20 protein-coding genes are annotated in these 22,103 nt (G+C 66.1%); 8 read left to right on the forward strand and 12 right to left on the reverse strand.

What is annotated here, in order from left to right:
* Positions 1 to 1,459: UvrD-helicase domain-containing protein (locus WBQ44_RS20180; protein ID WP_495568459.1), on the reverse strand; the 1,459-nt coding region annotated here is incomplete at its 3' end.
* A gap of 57 nt (positions 1,460 to 1,516) precedes the next feature.
* Here WBQ44_RS20180 and WBQ44_RS20185 point away from each other — a divergent pair.
* From WBQ44_RS20185 to WBQ44_RS20200, 4 genes are read left to right on the forward strand one after another with little or no spacing between them, the layout of a single operon-like run.
* The gene (locus WBQ44_RS20185) at positions 1,517 to 2,299 is read left to right on the forward strand and encodes an alpha/beta fold hydrolase (protein WP_495568443.1); all 783 of its coding nucleotides are present in this window, start codon (positions 1,517 to 1,519) and stop codon (positions 2,297 to 2,299) included.
* On the forward strand, positions 2,300 to 2,605 hold the full coding sequence (locus WBQ44_RS20190) for an MGMT family protein (protein WP_495568444.1): 306 nt from the start codon (positions 2,300 to 2,302) through the stop codon (positions 2,603 to 2,605).
* 10 nt (positions 2,606 to 2,615) lie between these two features.
* Positions 2,616 to 3,053: a PaaI family thioesterase gene (locus tag WBQ44_RS20195; protein ID WP_495568445.1), complete on the forward strand. Its 438-nt coding sequence runs from the start codon at positions 2,616 to 2,618 to the stop codon at positions 3,051 to 3,053.
* Positions 3,050 to 4,813 carry an NTP transferase domain-containing protein gene (locus tag WBQ44_RS20200; protein ID WP_495568446.1) on the forward strand — a complete coding sequence of 588 codons (1,764 nt, stop codon included), beginning with the start codon at positions 3,050 to 3,052 and terminating at the stop codon, positions 4,811 to 4,813. The genes WBQ44_RS20195 and WBQ44_RS20200 overlap by 4 nt, the downstream gene beginning before the upstream one ends.
* Here WBQ44_RS20200 and WBQ44_RS20205 read toward each other — a convergent pair.
* The 6 genes from WBQ44_RS20205 to WBQ44_RS20230 all read right to left on the reverse strand — a co-directional run bounded on the left by WBQ44_RS20205 (position 4,770) and on the right by WBQ44_RS20230 (position 12,822).
* A complete protein-coding gene (locus WBQ44_RS20205; protein ID WP_495568447.1) occupies positions 4,770 to 5,513 on the reverse strand; it encodes a sirohydrochlorin chelatase in 744 nt (247 codons plus the stop codon). The two genes, WBQ44_RS20200 and WBQ44_RS20205, sit on opposite strands and share 44 nt — an antisense overlap.
* Complete coding sequence (locus WBQ44_RS20210; protein ID WP_495568460.1) at positions 5,513 to 6,718, reverse strand: uroporphyrinogen-III synthase; 1,206 nt, start codon at positions 6,716 to 6,718, stop codon at positions 5,513 to 5,515. The genes WBQ44_RS20205 and WBQ44_RS20210 overlap by 1 nt, the downstream gene beginning before the upstream one ends.
* A gap of 80 nt (positions 6,719 to 6,798) precedes the next feature.
* Positions 6,799 to 7,188 carry a nitrite reductase small subunit NirD gene (gene nirD / locus WBQ44_RS20215; RefSeq protein WP_495568448.1) on the reverse strand — a complete coding sequence of 130 codons (390 nt, stop codon included), beginning with the start codon at positions 7,186 to 7,188 and terminating at the stop codon, positions 6,799 to 6,801.
* 148 nt (positions 7,189 to 7,336) lie between these two features.
* On the reverse strand, positions 7,337 to 9,832 hold the full coding sequence (nirB, locus tag WBQ44_RS20220; RefSeq protein ID WP_495568449.1) for a nitrite reductase large subunit NirB: 2,496 nt from the start codon (positions 9,830 to 9,832) through the stop codon (positions 7,337 to 7,339).
* A 73-nt stretch (positions 9,833 to 9,905) separates the two neighbouring features.
* Positions 9,906 to 11,441, reverse strand: a complete 1,536-nt coding sequence (locus tag WBQ44_RS20225) for a nitrate/nitrite transporter (protein WP_495568450.1) — start codon at positions 11,439 to 11,441, stop codon at positions 9,906 to 9,908.
* A gap of 118 nt (positions 11,442 to 11,559) precedes the next feature.
* Entirely contained in the window at positions 11,560 to 12,822 is a 1,263-nt protein-coding gene (locus WBQ44_RS20230) for an MFS transporter (protein WP_495568451.1), read from the reverse strand.
* Positions 12,823 to 12,905: 83 nt separating this feature from the next.
* Between WBQ44_RS20230 and WBQ44_RS20235 the strand changes: the two genes are divergently transcribed.
* Positions 12,906 to 13,607 carry a FadR/GntR family transcriptional regulator gene (locus WBQ44_RS20235; protein ID WP_495568452.1) on the forward strand — a complete coding sequence of 234 codons (702 nt, stop codon included), beginning with the start codon at positions 12,906 to 12,908 and terminating at the stop codon, positions 13,605 to 13,607.
* Here WBQ44_RS20235 and WBQ44_RS20240 read toward each other — a convergent pair.
* From WBQ44_RS20240 to WBQ44_RS20250, 3 genes are all read right to left on the reverse strand, one after another.
* Positions 13,604 to 14,458 (reverse strand): TIGR02569 family protein, encoded by an 855-nt coding sequence (locus WBQ44_RS20240; protein ID WP_495568453.1) that lies wholly within the window; start codon positions 14,456 to 14,458, stop codon positions 13,604 to 13,606. The two genes, WBQ44_RS20235 and WBQ44_RS20240, sit on opposite strands and share 4 nt — an antisense overlap.
* A 45-nt stretch (positions 14,459 to 14,503) precedes the next feature.
* Positions 14,504 to 15,676 (reverse strand): adenylyltransferase/sulfurtransferase MoeZ, encoded by a 1,173-nt coding sequence (moeZ, locus tag WBQ44_RS20245; protein ID WP_495568454.1) that lies wholly within the window; start codon positions 15,674 to 15,676, stop codon positions 14,504 to 14,506.
* 128 nt (positions 15,677 to 15,804) lie between these two features.
* A complete protein-coding gene (locus tag WBQ44_RS20250) occupies positions 15,805 to 16,806 on the reverse strand; it encodes a DUF3152 domain-containing protein (protein WP_495568461.1) in 1,002 nt (333 codons plus the stop codon).
* A 436-nt stretch (positions 16,807 to 17,242) separates the two neighbouring features.
* Here WBQ44_RS20250 and fasR point away from each other — a divergent pair, with 436 nt between their 5' ends.
* Complete coding sequence (gene fasR / locus WBQ44_RS20255) at positions 17,243 to 17,896, forward strand: HTH-type transcriptional activator FasR (RefSeq protein ID WP_495568455.1); 654 nt, start codon at positions 17,243 to 17,245, stop codon at positions 17,894 to 17,896.
* Between the two features lie 115 nt (positions 17,897 to 18,011).
* Here the strand turns inward: fasR and WBQ44_RS20260 are convergent, their stop codons facing one another.
* Both WBQ44_RS20260 and WBQ44_RS20265 read right to left on the reverse strand, forming a co-directional pair.
* The gene (locus WBQ44_RS20260; RefSeq protein ID WP_495568456.1) at positions 18,012 to 18,239 is read right to left on the reverse strand and encodes a DUF3107 domain-containing protein; all 228 of its coding nucleotides are present in this window, start codon (positions 18,237 to 18,239) and stop codon (positions 18,012 to 18,014) included.
* A 102-nt stretch (positions 18,240 to 18,341) separates the two neighbouring features.
* Positions 18,342 to 19,109 (reverse strand): ferritin-like fold-containing protein, encoded by a 768-nt coding sequence (locus WBQ44_RS20265; RefSeq protein WP_495568457.1) that lies wholly within the window; start codon positions 19,107 to 19,109, stop codon positions 18,342 to 18,344.
* 343 nt (positions 19,110 to 19,452) lie between these two features.
* Between WBQ44_RS20265 and WBQ44_RS20270 the strand changes: the two genes are divergently transcribed.
* Together WBQ44_RS20270 and WBQ44_RS20275 are read left to right on the forward strand one after the other, a co-directional pair.
* Complete coding sequence (locus WBQ44_RS20270; RefSeq protein WP_495568462.1) at positions 19,453 to 21,093, forward strand: DEAD/DEAH box helicase; 1,641 nt, start codon at positions 19,453 to 19,455, stop codon at positions 21,091 to 21,093.
* A 10-nt stretch (positions 21,094 to 21,103) separates the two neighbouring features.
* Positions 21,104 to 22,103 (forward strand): Rv3212 family protein (locus WBQ44_RS20275; RefSeq protein WP_495568458.1); only part of this gene is annotated, 1,000 nt, incomplete at its 3' end.

Genomic DNA, 22,103 nt, shown 5'->3' on the forward strand with positions numbered 1-22,103 from the left:
GCAGTGCCAGCGCATCCTCGCCGTCGAAGCTGTCGTCGACCAGCGCTCGGAGCACCAGAAGCAGGCCGACGGCCCCGTGCTGGCGATGCAGCGGGAGTTCCGACGCGGGGGTGACGATGGGCACTCCCGCTGCCTGCAACGCCCGCCGTAGCGGCGCGACGGCGCGAGGCACCGAACGGACGACGATCGCCATGTCGGACCACGGCATACCGTCGGTGAGATGGGCACGGCGCATGACGTCGGCGATGAGGCCCGCTTCCTTCGCTGCGGACGGAAGCACCCGCACGGTGGTTCTCCCGTCGCCGAAGCGGGGTTCGCCCAGCGCCTCGGGAGCCCGATGCCGGCCGATACCGGGGAGTCGACAGGCGATAACGCTCGTGACCTGGGCGACCTGTGCGGTGCTACGAAAGTTGTGGCTCAGGACAACCCGCTTCGGTGAGTCGGGTTCCGCGAGGTCGGCAAGGAACGTCGGGTCGGCTCCCCGAAACGTGAACACGGATTGATCGGGGTCGCCCGCAACGACCGTGGATTCGGTGTTGCTTCCGATGAGCCGTACCAGCTGCGCGGCCTGAGGATCGAGGTGTTGCGCGTCGTCCACCACGAGGTGCCTGATGCGCGCGCGTTCGGAACGAAGCAGGTCGGGGTCGGTGGCGAACGCCATCAACGCACTGCCGATGAGCTCCGCGGCGTCGAGCCCGGGCGCAGTCGCCCCTGCCGCCTCGACCCCCACCGACCCGCGCAAGAGCATCGCTTGCTCGTAACGTCCGGCGAATTTCCCGACGGCGATCCATTCGGGGCGAGAGTGCTTGCGGCCCAGCCGGATCAGATCTTCCGGCCCGATCCCGCGTTCGGCGGACCGAAGCATGAGGTCGCGCACCGCGGTGACGAAACCCGCCATTCCGAGCGCCGGACGTAGCCGCCCCGGCCAGTCGTGCGCCCCGTCTTCGAGGTCACCGCGCAGCATTTCGCGAACCACGGCGTCCTGCTCCGCTCCGGTGAGCAGCCGGGGCGGTGGATTGCCGTAGATCGCGGCCTGAAGCCGTAGCACCGCGAAAGCGTACGAATGCACGGTCCGCACGAGCGGCTCGCGTGTGGCTCGAGAAGAATGCTCGCCGGCGAACAGTCCGCTGGTGATCTGCTCGCGCATCGCAGTCGCCGCGCGCTTCGATTGCGTCAGCACCAGTACGGATTCGGGGTCGCCCGCGACGATCCGGGAAACCGCGTAGTCGGCCATCAGAGCGGACTTGCCCGCACCCGGTCCGCCGACCACCTGCCACGGCCGCCACGCGGGGGCACCGCCCGACGCCTCGGACACGACATCGGTGGCAGACGCCAGCAACCGCGCGGCGGGCCCACTCCAAATACGTCGAGCAACGGCGACCTTGGGCGTCCGGACGAGGGTGGCGACGCCGCTGCGTCGGCCTCCCGCGTGAGTGCCTGCCGAGATGTCCGCCTTCATGGAACTGATCTCATCACGACCCACCGACAGCATGCGTCCGGCGTCGAATGCGGCATAGTGAACGACGTGCCAGAGCTCGAGTTTCACACATATGGGCCAGTCGACGGTCCCGAAATCCTCGCCGTACACGGAATGACCGGTCACGGAGCCCGGTGGGCGTACCTCGCCGGTCATCTCCCCGAAGCCCGAATCCTCGCACCCGACCTCATCGGGCACGGGCGTTCGCCGTGGACGCCGCCGTGGGACATCGCGGCGCAGGTCGACGGTCTTGCCTCCCTCCTGTCCTCGCATGCGCGCGGGCCGGTGGTCGTCGTGGGTCATTCCTACGGCGGCGCGCTGGCTGTCCACCTCTCGCAAGCACACCCGGAGCTCGTACGAGCCCTCGTTCTGCTCGACCCGGCCATCGAGGTCGATCCCGCCGACCTGCTCGAGGTCGCCGAGCTGACGGCAAAGTTCCCCGACTACACCGACGCGGACGAGGCTAGATCCGAGAAGATCAACGGTGCGTGGGCCGACGTTCCGGCCGAACTGCTCGACACGGAGGTGAAGGACCACCTCGTCGAACTCGACGGTGGCCGAGTGAAGTGGCGGATGTCCACCGCCGCCATCGTCGCCTCATGGGGTGAACTGGCCCGCCCACTCGTCGTACCACCGGGCGATATCCCCACCGTGGTCGTGCAGGCGCTGCGCGTGCAGCCGCCGTACGTGAGCGAACCGTTCAAAGCGGCGCTGCGAGATGCACTCGGCGACCATCTGACGCTCGTCGAATTGGATTGCGATCACATGGTGGCGCAGGCCAAGCCCACGGAGGTGGCTGCTCTGGTGCGGGAGCTGCTGTAGGTGGCCGCCATCACCTCCGAGCAGGTGGAGCGGGTACGTGAGCTGGTTGCGTCGATCCCGGAAGGGAACGTCGCCACCTACGGTGACATCGCCGCCGCTGCCGAGCTCTCGAGTCCGCGGATCGTCGGTTGGATCATGCGCACCGACTCCGCGGATCTGCCGTGGCATCGAGTGCTGTCGGCGAGCGGCAAGCCCGCGCCGCATCTCGCGACGCGGCAACTGGATCGGCTCGCAGAAGAGGGAGTCACGGTGCGGGACGGGCGGGTCGACCTCGGATCGGCACGCTTCGATTTCTTCGGCCGGTAGGGTTTCGGGAATGGATCTCGGACCGTTCGACCCGCGACCGAAGGCGCAGTACGCCCTGTCGAAGGGGAGTGAGTTCGTCGCTGCCGCCGGATTGGTGGTCGACGACGTTTCCGGCACCCGGGTCTCGGGCCACATCGACCTCGGCCCCGAGCACTTCACCCCGTGGGGCGTCGTACACGGCGGCGTCTACACCGCCGCCGTCGAAACCGCCGCGAGCATCGGCGCCAGCGAAGCCGTCAAAGAACGCGGTGAGTTCGCCGTCGGCGTGCACAATGCAACCGACTTCCTGCGCGCCAGCAAGGGCGGCCGCGTCGATGTCGTCGCCGAACCTCTGCAGCAAGGACGGGTCCAGCAGCTGTGGCTGGTCACCGTCACTGCCGCCGACAGCGGGAAAGCCGTTGCGCGCGGCCAGGTTCGACTGCAGAACATTCCACTTCCGGCGCAGTGACACCGCCTGCACCGCTTGCCCCCACCGTCGACGCCATCATTCTCGCCGGCGGCGGCAGCAGACGCCTGGGCGGGATCGACAAACCCGCACTGACCGTCGGTGGCACACCTCTGGTGCAGCGTGCCCTCGACGCCGTTGCAGATTGCCGACGAGTTGTGCTCGTCGGGCCCCACCGTGACGGCATTGCTCCGAACATCCGACAGGCCCAGGAGACGCCGCCGGGCGCGGGTCCCGTCGCTGCGATGGCCGCAGGCCTGGCGGCGTTGGGCACCCCCGCGGCCGACGTCGTCGTAGTGCTGGCGGCAGACCTGCCGTTCGTCGATTCGCGAGCGGTGACCATACTCGTCGACGCAGCCCTGACCGATCCCGCAGTGTTCGCCGCGGACGACGAAGGCCGGATCCAGTACTTACTGGCGGCGTGGAACACCGAGGCCCTCCATGCGTCACTCGATTCGATTCCGACGAAAGCCAATGCGTCCGTGCGCACACTCGTGCCGACCGATCATCGCGTGATTCAACTCGACGACATCGCGGACTGCGACACCGTGGACGATCTGCGGAACGCGCGACGACGTTGGGCAGCAGCGGTGGCCGATCGGCCTGCACTCGACCTCGACACCGCCCGCGCAGACATTCGCCGTACCGTGCCGCCACTCTCTCCCCGCACTGTCCCCGCCACAGAAGCACTCGGCGCGACGCTTGCCGAGCCGGTCGTCGCGCGTGCGCCCCTACCCCCGGTGGATATTTCGGCGATGGATGGGTACGCCGTCGCCGGTGATTCCCCGTGGGTGCTGCGGCCGGATGTCGCCTACGCCGGGACTACGAACCTGCCCCGCCTCGAGGCCGGTGAAGCATTACGCATCGCCACAGGCGCGGCGGTGCCTGCCGGTACGACGGGCGTGATTCGCGACGAACACATCGCATCGGTCGGCGACAACACCATCGCCCGATCCCCTGACGCGCCGGTACGTGACGATCGACGCCGCCGCGGCGAGGACTGGGCCGAAGGTACCGAACTGCTGCCTGCGGGCGTGTCCGTCAGCGCAGCCGTGATGTCGGTGGCGCTGGCGGCGGAGGTACCGGAGCTGTCGGTCAGGGGTCCTGTTCGAGCACGAATAGTGTTGAGCGGCAACGAGATCGAGACGGGCGGCCCACTGAATCCCGGCCGGACCAGAGACACCCTCGGGCCCGTACTCCCCCACTACCTTCGCGCGTGCGGAGTCGACGTCGTCGACACGGTGCACCTACCGGACACTCCGACGGCGTTCAACGATGCGCTGGCGAACTTCGCCGATGTGGACCTGCTGGTGGTCGTGGGGGCCACGGGCGGCGGTGCGGCAGACCGATTGCGGAGCGCGCTGACAGATGCCGACGCGACCACCGTGGTCGGCCGCGTGAACATCCGTCCCGGCGGATCGCAGATTACCGCGATTCTTCCCTTCGGACCGGTCGTCGTCGGACTCCCCGGTAATCCCCTTGCGGCGGTGTGCACGTCGATGACCATCGTGCCGGCATTGGTCGACGCGCTCACCGTCCGCACCCCCGCAGCCGCCCGTGTCGGCTCCCTCGACGATGCTGGCGCGGTGCGTGCCGCGGTGACCCGGGTGGTTCCGGTGACTTCGCGCGGAACGTCATGGACCGCAGATGCGCACCCACGCACCGCCCACCTGCTGAGTCTGACGTCCTATGAGGCGCTGGCCGTGGTGCCACCCGACGTCAGCGACGGTGGAGATGTCGAGATCGTTCTCCTGCCGCAGTGAAGTGCGCCGACGAGGTCGTCGACCGCGCACCTTCGGTGTACCGCGCGACGACGAGGTCGGCGACAGCGGGATGCACGCCGAGCGGATCACCGACACCGTCTGCGCCGGCGTCGGACAGCCGCGTGTGAAACAACCCCGGCGCCAGTAGGTACGAGGCCACGAAGACCCGGTCGAAACCGTCCGTATACATGTGTGCGACCGCCTCGGTCACCGTCGGAGTCGCGGTGGCGACATAGCCGATCCGTACCGACACCTTCGCCACGTCGGCCAACATTGCAGCAGCTCGGCGATGCTCGCGAAGAGCGCGAGCGTCGGACGACCCGGCAGCGGCGAAGACGATGCCGTCCCCGGCGCGCCAGCCGGCGTTCTTCAGCCTCTCGAGCAGCACGGCCGCCAGAACCGGATCGGGACCCAATGCCCGCGTCACCGTCACACACCCGTGTCCACTGTCCTCGACCTCGCGGGGAACGTCGGTGTGGACGTGATACCCCGACGCCAGAAACGCCGGTACGAGCACCGCCGGTTCACTCAGCTCTCGCAGAACCTCGGACGGCGTAGGACCGAGTACATCGACGAACGCCACCCGTGTTCTTCCCACGCGTTCGGACACGGACTCTGCAAGTGTGGCAATCAATTCGACGCCACGCGGATTCCTCGTTCCGTGAGCGACCAGGACGAGCGCCGGCGTGTCGACCGTCATCAGTACTTACTCCCTTCGGGATAGCGGATCACAGGCTCCGAATCCGTGACGTCCGTTTCTGTTTCACCGCCCTCCTCGACCAGGTCCGCGGGGTCGACGGCGAGGCGATATCCCCGCTTCACCACGGTCTGTACGATTTTGGGCGCGCCGAGCGCCGAGCGAAGTCGCGTCATTGCCGTTTCCACCGCATGCGTATCGTCTCCCCCGCCCGGCAATGCAGCAAGCAGATCGTCTCGCGTGACCACGCGCCCGGGGCTGCGTGCCAGAGTCTTGATCAACGCCATCCCCGCCGGTGACACCGGGCGAACGCATCCATCCACTACAACGCATCTACTCCGAACACTCACCGCATACCCGCCGGCGTTCATCGGCCGCGCGCGCCGCGGGAGTTCCTCTACGATATGCCGGGCCAGTGCACCGAGGCGCGCACGGGCGGGTTGCGTGGTCTTCACGTTCAACTGCTCCAACGGCGCCGCGGTCACCGGGCCGACGCACACCGGCACAACCGTCGTGCGCAACGCGTGCAGCACCGGCTCGAGCAGTCCGTTCTCGTCGGCACGCATCAGCAGCGACGCCACTGCCGGCGCACTCGTGAAACTGATCGCGTCGAGATCGCCGACGACCACAGCCTCGATCATCCGATCCATCGGCCCGCTGTCGTCGGGTGCGGTCCACCGATACACGGGAACCGGGACCACTTCGGCGCCCGCATGCCGCAACACCTCACAGAAGTCGGGCACCGGCTCCCACTCGGTGGTGGCGCCGTGCAACTGCACCGCGATGCGCTTCCCCTCCACACCCTCGTCGAGAAGGCGCTCGAGCACCTCCGCCGACGATTCCGATGCCGGGCTCCACTCCTCCCTCAGGTCCGCGGCGCGGATCGCGCCCTTGGCCTTCGGCCCGCGAGCCATCAACCTCGACGACGCCAACGCCCGCCCCAGCTCCTCGGCCGAGCCCCAACCCTCGGCTGCCTCCATCCAGCCACGAAACCCGATGCCAGTGGTCGCCACGGTGATCTCGGGCGGGTCGGCAATGATCGCGTCGGTGGCCCTCTCCAGTTCCGCATCGTCGGCGAGCGGAATGATACGAATCGCCGGTGCATGCATCACCGAAGCACCTCTGCGCTCCAGCAACGTCGCGAATTCGTCGGCTCGCCGAGACGCCGTGATACCGACGGTGAAACCAGCCAGGGGCTCACCCTCCACCCGAACCTCCGCGGGCCGAGCCACGTCACCCTGCGCCTCGGCGGGCCGAGTCACGTCACCCTGGGCCTCGGCGGGCCGAGTCACGTCGATTCGCCACGCACGACAATGACGCCTTCTCGAACGTCGACCTCGAACGATCCGAGACCGGCCGAGTCGTCGTCCAGACACCGACCGTCGACGAGCGAGAACACCTGCTTGAGCAGCGGAGACGCGACCGTGGGCTCCCCGGCGCGGTCGCCGACCAAACCCCGCGACATGACCGCCGCGCGACCGAACGGGTCGATGTTGCCGACCGCGTACAGCGCGCCGTCGGGCAGCAAGAACACCGCGACCTGAGTTCCCCCGCGAAGGAGCACGGCCACGCCGCGCCCGGCGACCAGCGAATCCAGCGTGCATGCCGCGGTCCACTCCTCCGACCCGCGACCGATCGGCTGGGGCGTAATGCCCAATTCGGAATCGATGACAGTCATCACGAACCTCCTGGTGCTGTTGCCCTGCGTTACTGCTATTGGACTGTGTCGATGTTTCTCGCCCGTTAAGCGGTCATTACCCGGGTGTGCACATGCGGCCCAATTCGTGACCTTCGCGATGTGCTTTACTCCGGTGATCGCAACGGGGTCAGCCTCGAACAGACGGCATTCCCATCAGAACGGGCACCTTGCGAGTGCCGCTGTCGTCGAACGCGATGGTCGGGTCCGCCTCTTCGGGTGCGTTGACGAAAGAAACGAACCGGCCGAGCTTCTCCTCGTCTTCCAGGACGCCCGCCCACTCGTCCTTGTAGCCGGCGACGTGGCGTTCCATATCCGCTTCGAGTTCGGCGCCGATGCCGAGGCTGTCCTGGCACACGACAGCCCTGAGGTGTTCGAGACCACCGTCGAGCGCGTCGAGCCACGGTGCGGTGCGTTGCAGACGGTCTGCGGTGCGGACGTAGAACATCAGGTATCGGTCGATGTAGCTGACGAGTGTGGCGTCGTCGAGATTGGACGCCAGTAGTTGCGCGTGCTTCGGCGACTGGCCTCCGTTGCCCGCGACGTAGAGGTTCCACCCGTTTTCGGTGGCGATGACTCCGACGTCCTTGCCCCGCGCTTCGGCGCACTCACGGGCGCATCCCGAAACACCGAACTTGATCTTGTGCGGCGAGCGGAGTCCGCGGTAGCGGTTCTCGAGGTCTACCGCCATGCCCACCGAGTCCTGAACGCCGTATCGGCACCAACTCGAGCCGACGCAACTTTTCACCGTGCGCAACGACTTCCCGTACGCCTGACCGGATTCCATGCCTGCGTCGACGAGTCGCTTCCAGATCGCAGGGAGCTGCTCGACGCGTGCGCCGAACATGTCGATGCGCTGACCGCCCGTCACCTTGGTGTACAAACCGAAATCGCGTGCCACCTCGCCGATGACGATGAGCTGTTCCGGCGTGCATTCGCCGCCGGGCATGCGCGGCACCACCGAGTAGGTGCCGTTCTTCTGGATGTTGGCGAGAAAGTGGTCGTTGGTGTCCTGCAGCGACGCCTGTTCGCCGTCGAGGATGTGATCGGACGATGTCGACGCGAGGATCGACGCAACGACGGGCTTGCAGATGTCACAGCCACTTCCGCTGCCGTACTTGGCGATCAGGGACGAGAACGTTCGGGTGTCGGTGGCTCGAACGATCTCGAACAGCTCGGCTCGCGACTGGCCGAAGTGCTCACACAGTGCCTTCGACATCACGACACCGGACGCTGCGAGGAGTTGCTTGATCGAGGGAAGGCAGCCACCGCACGTGGTTCCCGCAGTGGTGCAGCTCTTCACCGCGGCCACGTCGCAGGCGCCGTCTGCGATCGCGCCGCAGATGGCGCCCTTGGTGACGCCGTTGCACGAGCAGATCTCGGCGTCGTCGGGTAGCGCGCCGATTCCTACTTGTTCGGACGCGGGTGAGATCAACGATCCTGGATCGCCGGGTAGGGCGCGACCGACCAGTGGACGGAGCAGCGAGTACGCGGTGGCGTCGCCGACGAGGATACCGCCGAGCAGGGTCTGTGCATCGTCGGAGACTACGAGCTTGGCGTAGGTACCCTTCGGTGCGTCACTGAACACGACTTCGAGCGCGCCGGGTGTCGCTGCCATGGCATCGCCGAAACTGGCGACGTCGACGCCCATCAGCTTGAGCTTGGTGGACATGTCGGCACCGGGGAATTCGGCTGCGCCGCCGAGCAATCGGTCGGCGACCACCTCAGCAGTGGAGTAGCCGGGCGCGACCAGCCCGTAGCATCGACCATCGACGGCCGCGCATTCACCGATGGCATACACGTCGGGATCTGCTGTGCGACAACCGTTGTCGACAAAAATACCGCCGCGTTCACCGACGTCCAGCCCGCAGTCTCGCGCCAATCGATCCTGAGGGCGAACGCCCGCCGAGAACACCAGCAGAGCAGCGTCGATGACGCTTCCGTCGGACAGTTCGACGGTCACCCCGCCGTCGCCGGACTCGGTGATCGACGAGGTTCCGACGCCGGTGTGCACGTGGAGGCCGAGTTCGGTGACGAGGCGTGCGAGCAACGCACCGCCGCCCTCGTCCACCTGCAGGGGCATGAGCCTCGGAGCGAACTCCACGACATGTGGGGTCATTCCGATTTTCTGTAACGCATTCGCGGCTTCGAGTCCCAGTAGGCCGCCTCCGACCACGACACCGACGGCGCCAGGTCCCGCTGCTTCGGCGCGGGCGCGAATCCGGTCGAGGTCGTCGAGGGTGCGGTAGACGAAGCATTCTTCCCGGTCGTGACCGGGAATGGGGGGAACGAACGGGTACGAGCCGGTGGCAAAGATGAGTGCGTCGTAATCGACGGTGTCGCCGGCGGAGGTGGTGACCGTCTTCGCTGCGCGGTCGACGCTGTCGGCACGGACGCCGACGCGCATGTCGACGCCAGTGTCTCCTGCGTAGTCGTTACCGGCGAGCGCGAGTTCGCGATGGGCCCAGGCCCCGACGTAGGACGAGAGGCCCACGCGGTCGTAGGCCGGCAGCGGTTCTTCGCAGAGCACCGTGACCTTCCACTGTTCGGTTTCGTCGCGTGCACGCAGCGCTTCGACGAAGCGGTGCCCGACCATGCCGTGTCCTACAACCACCGCGTTTTTCACGTGAGGTCCTTTCGAGAGTGTCAATCGTGCTCGTGCGGCCCCGACGGGCGTCGTCGGCCGGAAGCTCGTGGGCTCAGACCGCGACGGAGGTCTGCGCGGCGTCGTCGGAGATGACGCGCGGCTTGCGCAGATAGACGGCCCAGGTAACGATGCAGCACACCACGTAGAAGGCCAGGAAGACCCAGAACGCCGTCGTCGCGGACTTTGCCTCACCCGAATACGACGCGCGCAGAACCAGATTGATACCCACGCCGCCCAGGGCGCCGATGGCGCCGGCGATTCCGATCAGTGCGCCGGACATTCTGCGCGACCAGTGCTGCTGCTCTTCCGGAGTCATCCCCTTCAATTCCACCGATTTGGCTGCGAAGATCGCCGGAATCATCTTGTAGACCGAACCGTTGCCGATGCCCGACAGCAAGAACAGCAGGATGAAGCCGATGACGAAGAGCGTCATAACTGTGCCGCTGGCCGCTCCGGCGGTGTTGTCGTCCCAGGTGCTGGCGGCGACAAGGATTCCGGTCGAAAACACCATTGCGACGAATGTGTAAAGGGTGATCTTTCCGCCGCCGATCCTGTCCGCGATCTTGCCGCCGAACGGCCGGGCGACGGACCCGAGCAGCGGACCGAGGAAGGCGATCTGCGCGGCCTGCAGCGAGGCCTGTGCCTGCTGGGCTGCGGTCGCGGGTGCACCGTCGGTGAGTCCGGCGAGGAAGTTGATCTGCAACACCTGGCCGAACGCGAAGCTGAAGCCGATGAACGAACCGAAGGTGCCGATGTAGAGGAAGGCGATCCACCACGAGTCCGAGAACTTCAGCACGTCGATCATCGAGCGGCCGTTGGTCTTCTGATTGTCGAGGTTGTCCATGTACAGAGACGCGCCGACTGCGGCGATTGCGATGAACACCAGGTAGACGGCGCAGACGATCTCGGGAGCGGTGTTGCCGACCGTCGCGATGACGAGGAGGCCGATCAGCTGGATGACAGGGACACCGATGTTGCCGCCGCCGGCGTTGAGGCCGAGGGCCCACCCTTTTTCACGCTGCGGATAGAAGGCGTTGATGTTCGTCATCGACGAGGCGAAGTTACCGCCGCCGAGGCCCGCGAATGCCGCAACGATCATGTATGTGGTGTACGACGTCGGATTGAGCATGAAATACATGGTCAGGACGGTCGGAATGAGCAACACGAGCGCGCTGAAGATCGTCCAGTTTCGGCCGCCGAATTTCGCTGTGGCAAACGTGTACGGGATACGCAGCACGGCGCCGACGAGAGTCGGGACGGCGACGAGGAAGAACTTGCCTGCCGGGTCGATGCCGTACACCGAGACGGGCATGAACAGCACCATGACCGACCAGATCGACCAGATGGAGAAACCGACGTGTTCGGCGACGACGGACCAGATCAGGTTGCGCCTGGCGATGTACTTGCCGCCGGCCTCCCATGCCTCGACGTCCTCCGAATTCCAGTTGCGGATGCGGTGGTTTTCGGACACCGGAGCCGCCGAGGCCGCAGGTCGGGCCGGCGATGTGGTGTCGGCTGATGGTGCCTCGGGAATGCTGGTCACGTGGGCCTCCTGATCGCGTGGGAGACCCAAAGATAGAAAAGCCATGTTGCAGCGGCGCTGCCTGCGATGACCTGTGAATTAACTCGGCCTCACGTTGCCGACGGGCCCGGCGTGAGAAGTCCCCGCCCTTCTGCGCGCGGCTCGAATCAGGGCGAAGGACGCGTCACCAGGTGTCTTCGAGCATCCTCGGCTTGCAGCACAGGTAGCCGCCGACGAGGAGCACCGCCACACATCCGACCAACACGAGCATGGGCACACCCCATCCGCCGGACAGCGAGTGCAGCAGTCCGAACGACAGCGGACCCGTCGCCGAGACGACGTATCCGAGGCCCTGGGTGAAGCCCGACAGCCCGGACGACCCGGCCGGTGTGCGGGTGCGGAGGTTGATCAATGTCAGCGACATCGGGAAGGTCATGGTTCCGAGGCCGATGAGGCAGACCCATACGACGGTTCCGCTCGTCGGCGAGAAGTGGAGTCCCGCGAACCCGACGAGATAGAACACTGCTGCCGACAGTACGAGGCCGTAGGGGTTGTCCAGGCGCGCGCACAGCGACGGAGCTATCAGAGACGAGATCAGGCCCATCGCGCCGAACGCGGCGACGGACGCACCGGCGAGGGTCTCGCTGATGCCTGCGTCGGTGAGAATTGTCGGAAGCCACGTGAGCATGGCGTACGTGACGAAGGACGTCATTGCGAACATGCCAACCATTCCCCAGGCCAGCGACGAGCGCCAGATGCGGCCGTTCGGCTGCTCGGGCAGGGTACCGGCCAACGACGCCGTGTTCTGAACGTCTGTGCCCCCGACACTGCGCCCGCGCCGCGCGGTGCGACCCGCGAGCACGACACCGAGCCACGGTAGAGCAGCTGCGAGACCCACGAAGGCCCATACACCGATGGACAGGCGCCAGCCGTGAGCCGCCGCAACGGGCACGGCCAGCAGGGGCGGAACCATGGTGCTGATCTGAAGCGCGCAGATATAGAGGGTGCTGACGATGGCAACACGGTCCGAGAAGTAGCGCTTGACCAGCGGCGGGATGACGACGTTTCCGATGCCCATACCGGCCAGGGCGACGGCGGAAAGGATCAACAAAGACGCAGTTCCCGGGGCGAAAGCGCGAGATGCCATGCCGACGGTCGTCAACACCATGGCAACGAGTGCTGCGCGTTCGAGGCCGATCCGCGAGGCGATGACGGGCGTCAACAGTCCGAACACCGCGAACATCGCAGGCGGCAGCATGCCCACGATCCCGACGACGGTCGACCCGAACTGCAGGTCGTCGCCTATTCGGCCGAACAGCGGACTGATGGCCGTTACGGCCGCACGAAGGGTCAGCGCGGACAATATGATGGCCGCGAACACCAGCAGCCGACCGCGCAGGAGATGCGACGCTGTCGCGCGGTCGTCCGTCAAGGCAGGGGCACTCACCCGTAAATCATAGGATGACCGGATCATCCGGCGCAAAGAAGTAGACTCAGCCCACACCATCGCCCGTAACGGAGACCATCACTGTGCAGCAAGTTCAGCGTTCCAGCCTGATCACACAGGTGACAGCGCAGCTACGCGAAGAGATCATCGCCGAGCGCTGGCCCGTCGGGTCGCGGATCCCCACCGAAGCCGAACTGTGCGAGCTGACCGGTACCGGGCGAAATACCGTGCGCGAGGCAGTACAGGCACTGGCGCACGCGGGGATGGTCGAACGGCGCCAAGGCTCCGGCACGTTCGTGATGGCGACGTCGGCGCTGGGCGGGACGCTCGGACAGTACTTCGCCGACGCCCAGGACCGTGACGTCACCGAACTACGTCGCGCGCTCGAGGTCACCGCCGCCACGCTCGCAGCTCAGCGCCGCGACGCCGAGGACATCAGAGCACTCACCGAGGCTCTCGCTCGGCGGACCGCATCGTGGGCCGACGACCCGGTCGACGTCGCGGTACGCGTCGACGCCCGCTTCCACCGAGCCATCGTCGCAGCCAGCCACAATGCGATCTACCTCGAGTTCTACGACTCGTTGCTCCCCGTCATCGAACAAGCCATGAGCCACCACGTCATCACCGCGGGCAACGACTACGACGACGAGCACACTGCGCTGGTGGACGCCATCGTCAGGGGAGACACCGAAGGTGCGCGGATCGCCGCCTCGACGTTCTTCGACGAACTCGGAACCAACATCGTCGGTGCCAATGCACACGAGAAGGGCCCGAACGCCGACTAGAGAAGCAGCCGGACCAGATCGGCGGTACGCGCCAGCCCGGGAAACGCATCGGCCGTCGATCGCGGATGCAGGGCATGCACGGCGAAACGAAAGATCAACGCGCGCAACAACATCTGCGGCCATTCGGGAATGTCTTCCCAGCGGCCGATGAGCGCGTCGTCGGCGCCGCCCCAGGAGATGGCATCGACGACGGTTACGGCTGCAGCCCACGACGCCGGACGCCAATACGGCGCAATGTCGGTGATGCCCGGAGCCTCGCTGCCGTCGAAGAGCACGGTGCCGAAGAGGTCACCGTGGACCAATTGATCGGCAGACTGCACCGGCTCGCGCAGACTCGCCAGTTGTCTCACCAGCTCGAGGCTGTGCTTACCGTCCTCGGACACGACCTCGGGCGCTCCCGCCGCCCGCGCGGCACGAAGCGGAGTCGCTTCCCACGCCGCCCGGTCGGCCGCCACGAATACGTCCGCATCGGCCCACGGGGCGACGGGCGGCTGAACCAGAAACCGCGGTCTCTCCAGTCGAGACGTCGCGACGTGCAATCGCACCGACAGTGACACGACCTCGTCGTGCCTCGGCTCGGGCGACCCCGTGACGAACGTGTCTGCTCGCCAACTGCTCACCACGTACCGACCATCGGTCGATCGCACGGGCCGCGCCAGTCGAACACCGTCGACCGCGAGCGTCTCGCGCACCTTCGCCGACCACGCGGCCCGGGCATGGTCCGCGACGGGCGACAACACCACGTCGCCGAGCCGCCACCCACCGTCCCAGTCCGCGCCGAGCGGAACGGGTGGTACGTCACGCAGCCCGAATGTGGAGATCACGTGCTGAGGGGGTTCCACTGAGCTCACAGCCGTCACGCTACCGCCGACGACCCGCGGGTGTCCGCAGGCGCGCTAGTACATCGGCAGCGACGGATCCACCTGCTCGGCCCAGGCGACGATCCCACCCTGCAGATGTAGCGCGTCGGTGAACCCAGCTTGCTTGATCACCGCGAGCGCCTCCGCGGAACGAATCCCCGTCTTGCAGTGCAGCACGATGCGCCGATCCTGCGGCAACTCCGCAAGTGCCTCACCGGAGGTGATTCGGCCCTGGGGAATCAGCGTCGCGCCGGCGATGCGCACGATGTCCCATTCGACCGGCTCGCGTACATCGATGAGGGCGACAGCGTCCTTCCGTATGAGCTCGACGAGCTCGGCAGGCGTGACGGCCGAACTCTCGGCAGCAGCGACGCCCTCGTCGGACACTAGTCCGCAGAACTCGTCGTAGTCGATCAGTTCTGTCACCGGCACCCGCTGGGGGTCGCGATGAACACGAATGGTCCGGTACGACATGGCCAGTGCGTCGTAAATCATCAATCGCCCCAGCAGCGTCTCACCGATTCCCGTGATCAGTTTGATCGCCTCGGTCACCATGATCGAGCCGATGGACGCGCACACGACGCCGAGTACTCCCCCTTCGGCGCACGACGGGACCATGCCGGGCGGAGGCGCCTCGGGATACAGGTCGCGGTAATTGAGACCGACGCCGCCGGGCGCGTCTTCCCAGAAGACGGACACCTGACCCTCGAAGCGGTAGATCGAACCCCACACGTAAGGCTTGCCCGCGAGGACGGCGGCGTCGTTGACGAGGTAGCGCGTCGCGAAGTTGTCGGTGCCGTCGAGAACGAGGTCGTACTGTTCGAACAGTGCGACGGCGTGGCTCCGGTCGAGTCCGAACTCGTGCAGCCGGACCTCGATGCCGTCGTTGATCTCCAGGATGGATTCGCGCGCGCTGACGGCCTTCGACCGTCCGACGTCCGATCGACCGTGAATGACCTGACGCTGCAGGTTCGAAAGATCGACCTCGTCGAACTCGACGATTCCTAGCGTTCCGACCCCGGCAGCGGCCAGATACAGCAGGACCGGGGAGCCGAGCCCGCCCGCCCCGATGACGAGTACGCGAGCCGAGCGGAGTCTTCGCTGCCCGAGGGTGCCCACGTCGGGAATGATGAGATGCCTGCTGTACCGCGCAACGTCGTCGTTGGACAGCGACGCCGACGGTTCGACCAACGGTGGCAACGGGCTCATGAAGAAACTGCGCTCCTGAAAAAGACGTCGTCGACGAATCGGCGGATCGCCGTGACTCGGATGTCACGGAGTGGCTCAACGTTAACCGACCCGGATTTCGATGAGCTCGCCGGCGAAGGGCGTCGTCGTCAGCTCCGGGGGTACGGCCACGGATTGAACCGGCACGTCTTGCCGTCCATGGGAACGACGCCTTCGGGATCGAGACGAGCAATGTCGTCGTTCGAGGTACCGAACGTCTGCTGCATCATCACCGGAGCGAGACCACCTTCGGTCTCACACGGCTGATGCTGCTGATAGCCGATGGCGTGCCCGACCTCATGATTGATCTGATACTGCCGATACGATCCGATGTCTCCCTGAAAGGCGATCGCTCCACGCACCCAACGCGGTTCGTTGAGCACGACACGTTCGATACCCGGGTTGTAGCACGAGACCTCGAGCTGAATGTCGTAACCGCAGGCCTGCCGAATGCTCATCTGCGACGTCAAGGAGATGCGGAAGTCAGGCTCACCCTGATCGATTCGTCGGAACGCGAAACGTGGATCGTTGGTCCAACTCTTGGGGTTCGCCAGCGTCTGATCAACGAGCCGGGCGAACGATTCGTCGCCGCCGAATCCTGCGGTGTCCACCCCGTCCTCCACCTCGACGGTGTAGGTGAACACCCGCTCGGTTCCCTGCCCCACCTGCCCCGACGAACCGGGCACCAGATGCCAGGTTCCGCCGCCCTGCGCCGTGTAAACGCCGCCGTCGGGCAGTTCGCCGGACGGGATCGAATCGGCGAAATTGCCATCGGCAGCAGGAGGAACGCCGATGACTTCGGTCGTGTCGGTATTCGAGCTCAGCGCACCGAAACCGGGGTCGGCCACCTGACCTGCGCCGGACGCAACCGTCGTGGCCGGGTCGCCCGTGCGGACGGCGTCGACAACCACCAGCGTGGTGGCGACGAGCAGGATTGGGATCGCGTAGGCGCGCCAGCCGTAGACGGACGCGAACTTCCCCAGCTTGCTCTGCTTCTTGGCCGATCGTTCCGGACGGGGAGTACGCGGGCGCTGCGGTTCGCTGCGCGCGGTCGGATCCCACTGCGCACGCAGAGGTTGGTGTGAACCCCTTCCGCGGACCTCGCGAGGCAAGTCCTCGGGATCCCGGTCGTCGAATCGGCGTGCACTGCCCTCACTGCGAAGCTGCGAATCGGGGGATTCTCGCGTGTCACGGCGGTGAAGGTCCCGGCGATTGTCGTCCGCGTCTGGCCACGCTCGTCCGCCACGTCGCGGTCCGCCTCGGTCAGTCACCCCGCCAGAATCTCACAGTCGAAGGCACGCTCTGTCCGCCGCGCCGATGTTTGTGGTGTCGAACAATCCCTGCGCCCGGATAGTGACCCGAGTACCGGGACCGCCGCGGCGCTGCTGGGATGGCTCACTGCGACACCCACCGCCGGGCCGACTTCTGCGACCGGCGGCGGGTATCGTTGCTCTTCGATCTGCGCTACAGACACCTGACGGTCCCGACGATCGGCAGCCGAGAGCTTCCAACTACCGGCGCAGTGACGATGCGGATGGGAACTACTTCATGACAGAGCTCGCGGATCGGATGTCCTCGGACCGTCCGTCCTCCCCAGCAGGCCGTCGCAGCGCACGGCTGCCACGTGAGGCGCGTCGGGCACAACTGCTCGCGGCGGCCAGCGAGGTATTCGTCACCCGTGGCTATCACGCGTCGGGCATGGACGAGATCGCCGAGTGCGCCGGTGTGAGCAAGCCGGTGCTCTACCAGCACTTTCCCGGCAAGCTCGAGCTGTACCTCGCAGTTCTGCAAAGCTACGTCGACACCCTGATCTCCGGTGTTCGGCAGGCACTGAGGTCCACGACGGACAACCGCAAGCGTGTTCGCGCCGCCGTTCTCGCGTTCTACGATTTCGTCGATACCGACACCCAGGGGTTCCGCCTCGTGTTCGAGTCCGACCTCATGGGCGACCCTCAGGTCAACGCGCGCGTCGAGCAGGCAACCGAAGCATGCGTCGACGCCGTCTTCGACCTGGTCGCACACGACTCCGGACTGGACCCGTACCGCGCTCGCGTGCTGGCCGTCGGCCTCGTCGGTGCCAGCCAGTTCACTGCGCGCTACTGGCTCGAGGCCGACAGGCCCATCTCCAAAGAAGACGCCGTCGATACGACGGTCTCGCTTGCCTGGGGTGGCCTGTCACACGTGCCCCTGCAGGCTCCCTGACTCTGCAGCTGTCCTGGGAACATGCAGGAAAAGGGCCGCGCATCGAAGTGATGCGCGGCCCTTCTTCGTCGCTGTCCCGTCAGGCAAGTCGGCGGAGACAGATAGTGGATACGCCTTAGGAAGTGGCGAATCCGACCCGACGAGAGTCGGCGGGGCCGATCTCCACGTAGGCGACCTTCGCGGACTGGACGATGATCTTGCGGCCCTTGTCGTCCACCAACGACAGAACGTCCTTCTTGCCCGCGAGCGCCTCGGCGACGAGCGCCTCGACCTCGTCCGGCGTCTGGCCACTGTTCACGACGAGCTCACGAGAACTCTCCGACACACCGATCTTGACCTCCACGGCCAACCTCCGAACTCATAGACAACTTCAGCTGCTTCGCCCAGGCTAGTGCAGCGGGCATCGGGTGGGCTCACTCCGACGGTGTGCTGTCAGCGAACAGCGTCACACCAGACCGAGAACGCGCATCCGCTCGGCGTGCTGTTCCTGCATCCGGTCGAACAGAGCGGCCACCCCGTTGAGATCTCCGGATGCGGTGATGACGAGGTCGGTCAGGCTCTCCCGCTGCGCGAGTACGTACTGCGCCTGCGTGATCGCCTCACCGAGCAACCGGCGGCCCCACAGCATCAGGCGCGCCTTGTCCTGCGAACTGGCCGTCACCCGCGTCGAGACCTCGTGTACGACGAACTCCGAATGCCCGGTCTCGGCGAGCACCTCGCGCACCGTCGCGGCGACCGCAGGATCGAGACTGTGCGCGATCTCGCGGTAGAAATCCGCGGCCAGACCGTCTCCGACGTATGCCTTGACCAGTACCTCGAGCCACGTCGACGGATTGGTGGACGCGTGATAATCGTCCAGTGCACGGACGAACGGATCCATGGCGGAATAGACATCGATCTCACGCTCCGACAACGCATGCACCAATGTCTCGAAGTGGTTCATCTCGGCAGCCGCCATGCTCGCAAGAGCGACGCGGCCCTCCATCGACGGCGCCAGCCGGGCGTCCTCGGCGAGCCGGTAGAAGGCTGATATCTCGCCGTAGGCAAGGACGGCGAGCAAATCCGACACCCCTGGATGGTCGAAGGCGATGGGCGCCGAGGCGGCGCCGTCGGCGACATCGGTGGAGTCGGTGGAGTCGGTGGAGTCGGTGGAGTCGGTGGAGTCGGACGGCGACGGCACGCCGGTCAGTGATTGCGGCGAGTGGGCTCCCATGCGAGTGATCGTAGTCGCGTGGAACACACCCCCGCTTCGTTGCCGACATGCGAGGATTCTCACCCTGCCCGCAACCGCCTCCACCAGCGTGTCGAGCCGCGATACGCGCTTTGTGTGCTCGGCAAGCTACCATGGTGGTCGGATCGCCGACGAGGACCGATACACGGACCGACAATCACGCGGTGATCCGAGTAAATGTGTGCGCACCTGATCTTCGTTCGCTACGACTGCTTCGCCTGTCGAGTTCTCGGTTTCGTTCTACCGACAAGGCTGAGGCTCGATGTGACGTAAAAAAAGATCGAGGGCATCGACTTCGGCCGGCAATGGGCCTGTGCCCTTCCTTGTGCGTACGTGTGACACGAGGAAGGCCAGACCACTGAGCAAGATAGTCATAGACCAAGAGACCGAAACCGGCGAGACCGTGTTGTCCGCCCAGCTCGACGACACTCATGTGCCCCCCACCTTTGCCGAATTGGGCGTTCGCGACGACATCGTTCGTTCGCTGAAGGACATCGGCATCGAACGCACCTTCGCCATTCAGGAACTCACCCTTCCGCTCGCGCTCGCCGGCGACGATCTCATCGGCCAGGCGCGCACCGGCATGGGCAAGACGTACGGCTTCGGAGTACCCCTCCTCCACCGCATCTCGACCACCGATTCGGGCACCACGCCCCTCGACGGAACACCTCGCGCTCTCGTCATCGTTCCCACTCGTGAGCTGTGCGTTCAGGTCACCTCCGACCTCGAGAACGCCGCGAAGCACCTGAAGTCGAAGAACGGCGCCGTCGAGATCCTCTCGATCTACGGCGGGCGGCCGTACGAAAGCCAGATCGCCGCTCTGCAGAAGGGCGTCGACGTCGTCGTCGGCACACCCGGGCGGCTGCTCGACCTCGCCAAGCAGGGCCACCTCGTTCTCGGCAAGGTCGGGGTACTCGTTCTCGACGAGGCCGACGAGATGCTCGACCTGGGCTTCCTGCCCGACATCGAGCGCATCCTCGGCATGGTGCCCGACAAGAGGCAGACGATGCTGTTCTCGGCGACGATGCCGGGTCCGATCATCACGCTCGCGCGCACCTTCCTCACTCAGCCGACGCATATCCGCGCCGAAGAAGCGGAATCCTCAGCGGTCCACGACCGGACGGCTCAGCACGTCTACCGTGCGCACGCGCTCGACAAGGTCGAGATGGTCTCGAAGGTGCTTCAGGCCAACGGCCGCGGCGCGACAATGATCTTCACCCGCACGAAGCGCACAGCGCAGAAAGTCGCCGACGAACTGCTCGAACGCGGTTTCTCGGTCGGCGCGGTCCACGGTGATCTCGGCCAGATTCAGCGCGAGAAAGCTCTGAAGAAGTTCCGTACCGGCGGCATCGACGTGCTCGTCGCAACGGACGTCGCAGCACGAGGCATCGATATCGACGACGTCACGCACGTCATCAACTACCAGTGCCCCGAGGACGAGAAGACCTACGTGCACCGCATCGGCCGTACCGGTCGAGCAGGACGAACCGGCATCGCCGTCACGCTCGTCGATTGGGACGACATCCCTCGTTGGCAGGTGATCGACAAGGCGCTGAACCTGGACAGCCCCGATCCCGTCGAAACGTACTCGAGTTCGCCGCACCTGTTCGAAGAACTCGACATTCCCACCGGGGTATCCGGATCGGTGAAGAAGTCGGCGCCGGCAGCCGAGCCCGCCGTGGCCGACGCAGCACCTGCCGGCAACGACGCCGGCCCAGCGTCCGAGGAACAGGCGAGCAAGCCACGACGCAACCGCTCCCGTCGCCGTACTCGGGCGGGCCAGCCTGCAACCGGTGACACGGAGTCGGCTTCCGACGCTGCGTCTTCGAAGTCGGATGGTTCCGCGGCAGCAACGGGCTCCGCCGGCACGGACACCGATGGCACCGACGGCGCGACACCTCGTCGCAGGCGTCGGCGTCGTCGTTCGCCCGCCTCGGCCACTTCCGGGCAGTCGGCGGCGGAGTAGTCTTCGACGCGTGCTGGCCCCCGAACGTCGTCGACGCTCGGATGTCGTTGCCGCGGCGGCCATTGTCGTCGTCGCGGTGCTCGTTTTCGGAGTCGTGTGGCTCAAAAGCGACGCCCGCGGCACGACATCCGATACCGCGAACCCTCCCCTACCCCAGTTGACGACGGCTCAGGCCGTGCCTGTCACGTTGGCCGAGCGGTGGCGCGCGGACAGTTCGGTCACGGCCGCTCCCGTCGCGACCGGCAGCGCAATCGTCAGTGGTGAAGGTGGCGTGGTCACCGGCATCGATCCTGCAGATGGATCGACCGCGTGGCGCTACAGCCGCGACATTCCCCTGTGCGCGGTCACCGGCGCGTGGAACACGGCCGTCGTCGTGTACCGCGACGACCGCGGTTGCTCCCAGGTGACTCAGCTCGACGGGGCCTCCGGCACGCGGAAGGCTCAGCGAACCAGCGACGCCGACGCCACGGTGACCCTGTTCGACGACGGCACCTACGTGACCTCTCGGGGCGACTCCCGACTCGAACTGTGGCGTTCGGATCTGGTGCGCACCCTCGAATACGGCCGCGTCGATGCACCGGTCAATCCCAACAGCCAGCCCCGGTCGGGTTGCACACTCAGCTCGGCTGCGTCCACGAGTTCACGAGTTGCAGTTCTCGAAAACTGCCCCGGCGAATCCGCAGCCAGGCTCACCACTCTTGCCCCGGCACCCGACGATGCACAGCAACCCGAGGAGTACGGCTCGAGCGTAGTGGCCGCTCTGACAGCTGCGGACGGTCCGATCGACGGCGCGAAAATTCTTTTCGCGTCGGGAGACCGCGTTGTGCTCGCCATTCCCGCCCACGGCAACACACCGGCCAGAGTGGCGTTGTTCGACGGCAACGCACAACCACTGACCGATTACGTCATTCCCGCCGAGGTGAGCGGGCAAGGATCGTTCGAGGCCACGCCCGCGGTGACGCAGGCAGCCGACGTCTACACCTGGTGGACTGGAACAGGAACGCTCGCAA

Origin of the sequence: Rhodococcus sp. (in: high G+C Gram-positive bacteria), assembly GCF_049591685.1 — a bacterium.
GTDB lineage: Bacteria > Actinomycetota > Actinomycetes > Mycobacteriales > Mycobacteriaceae > Rhodococcoides.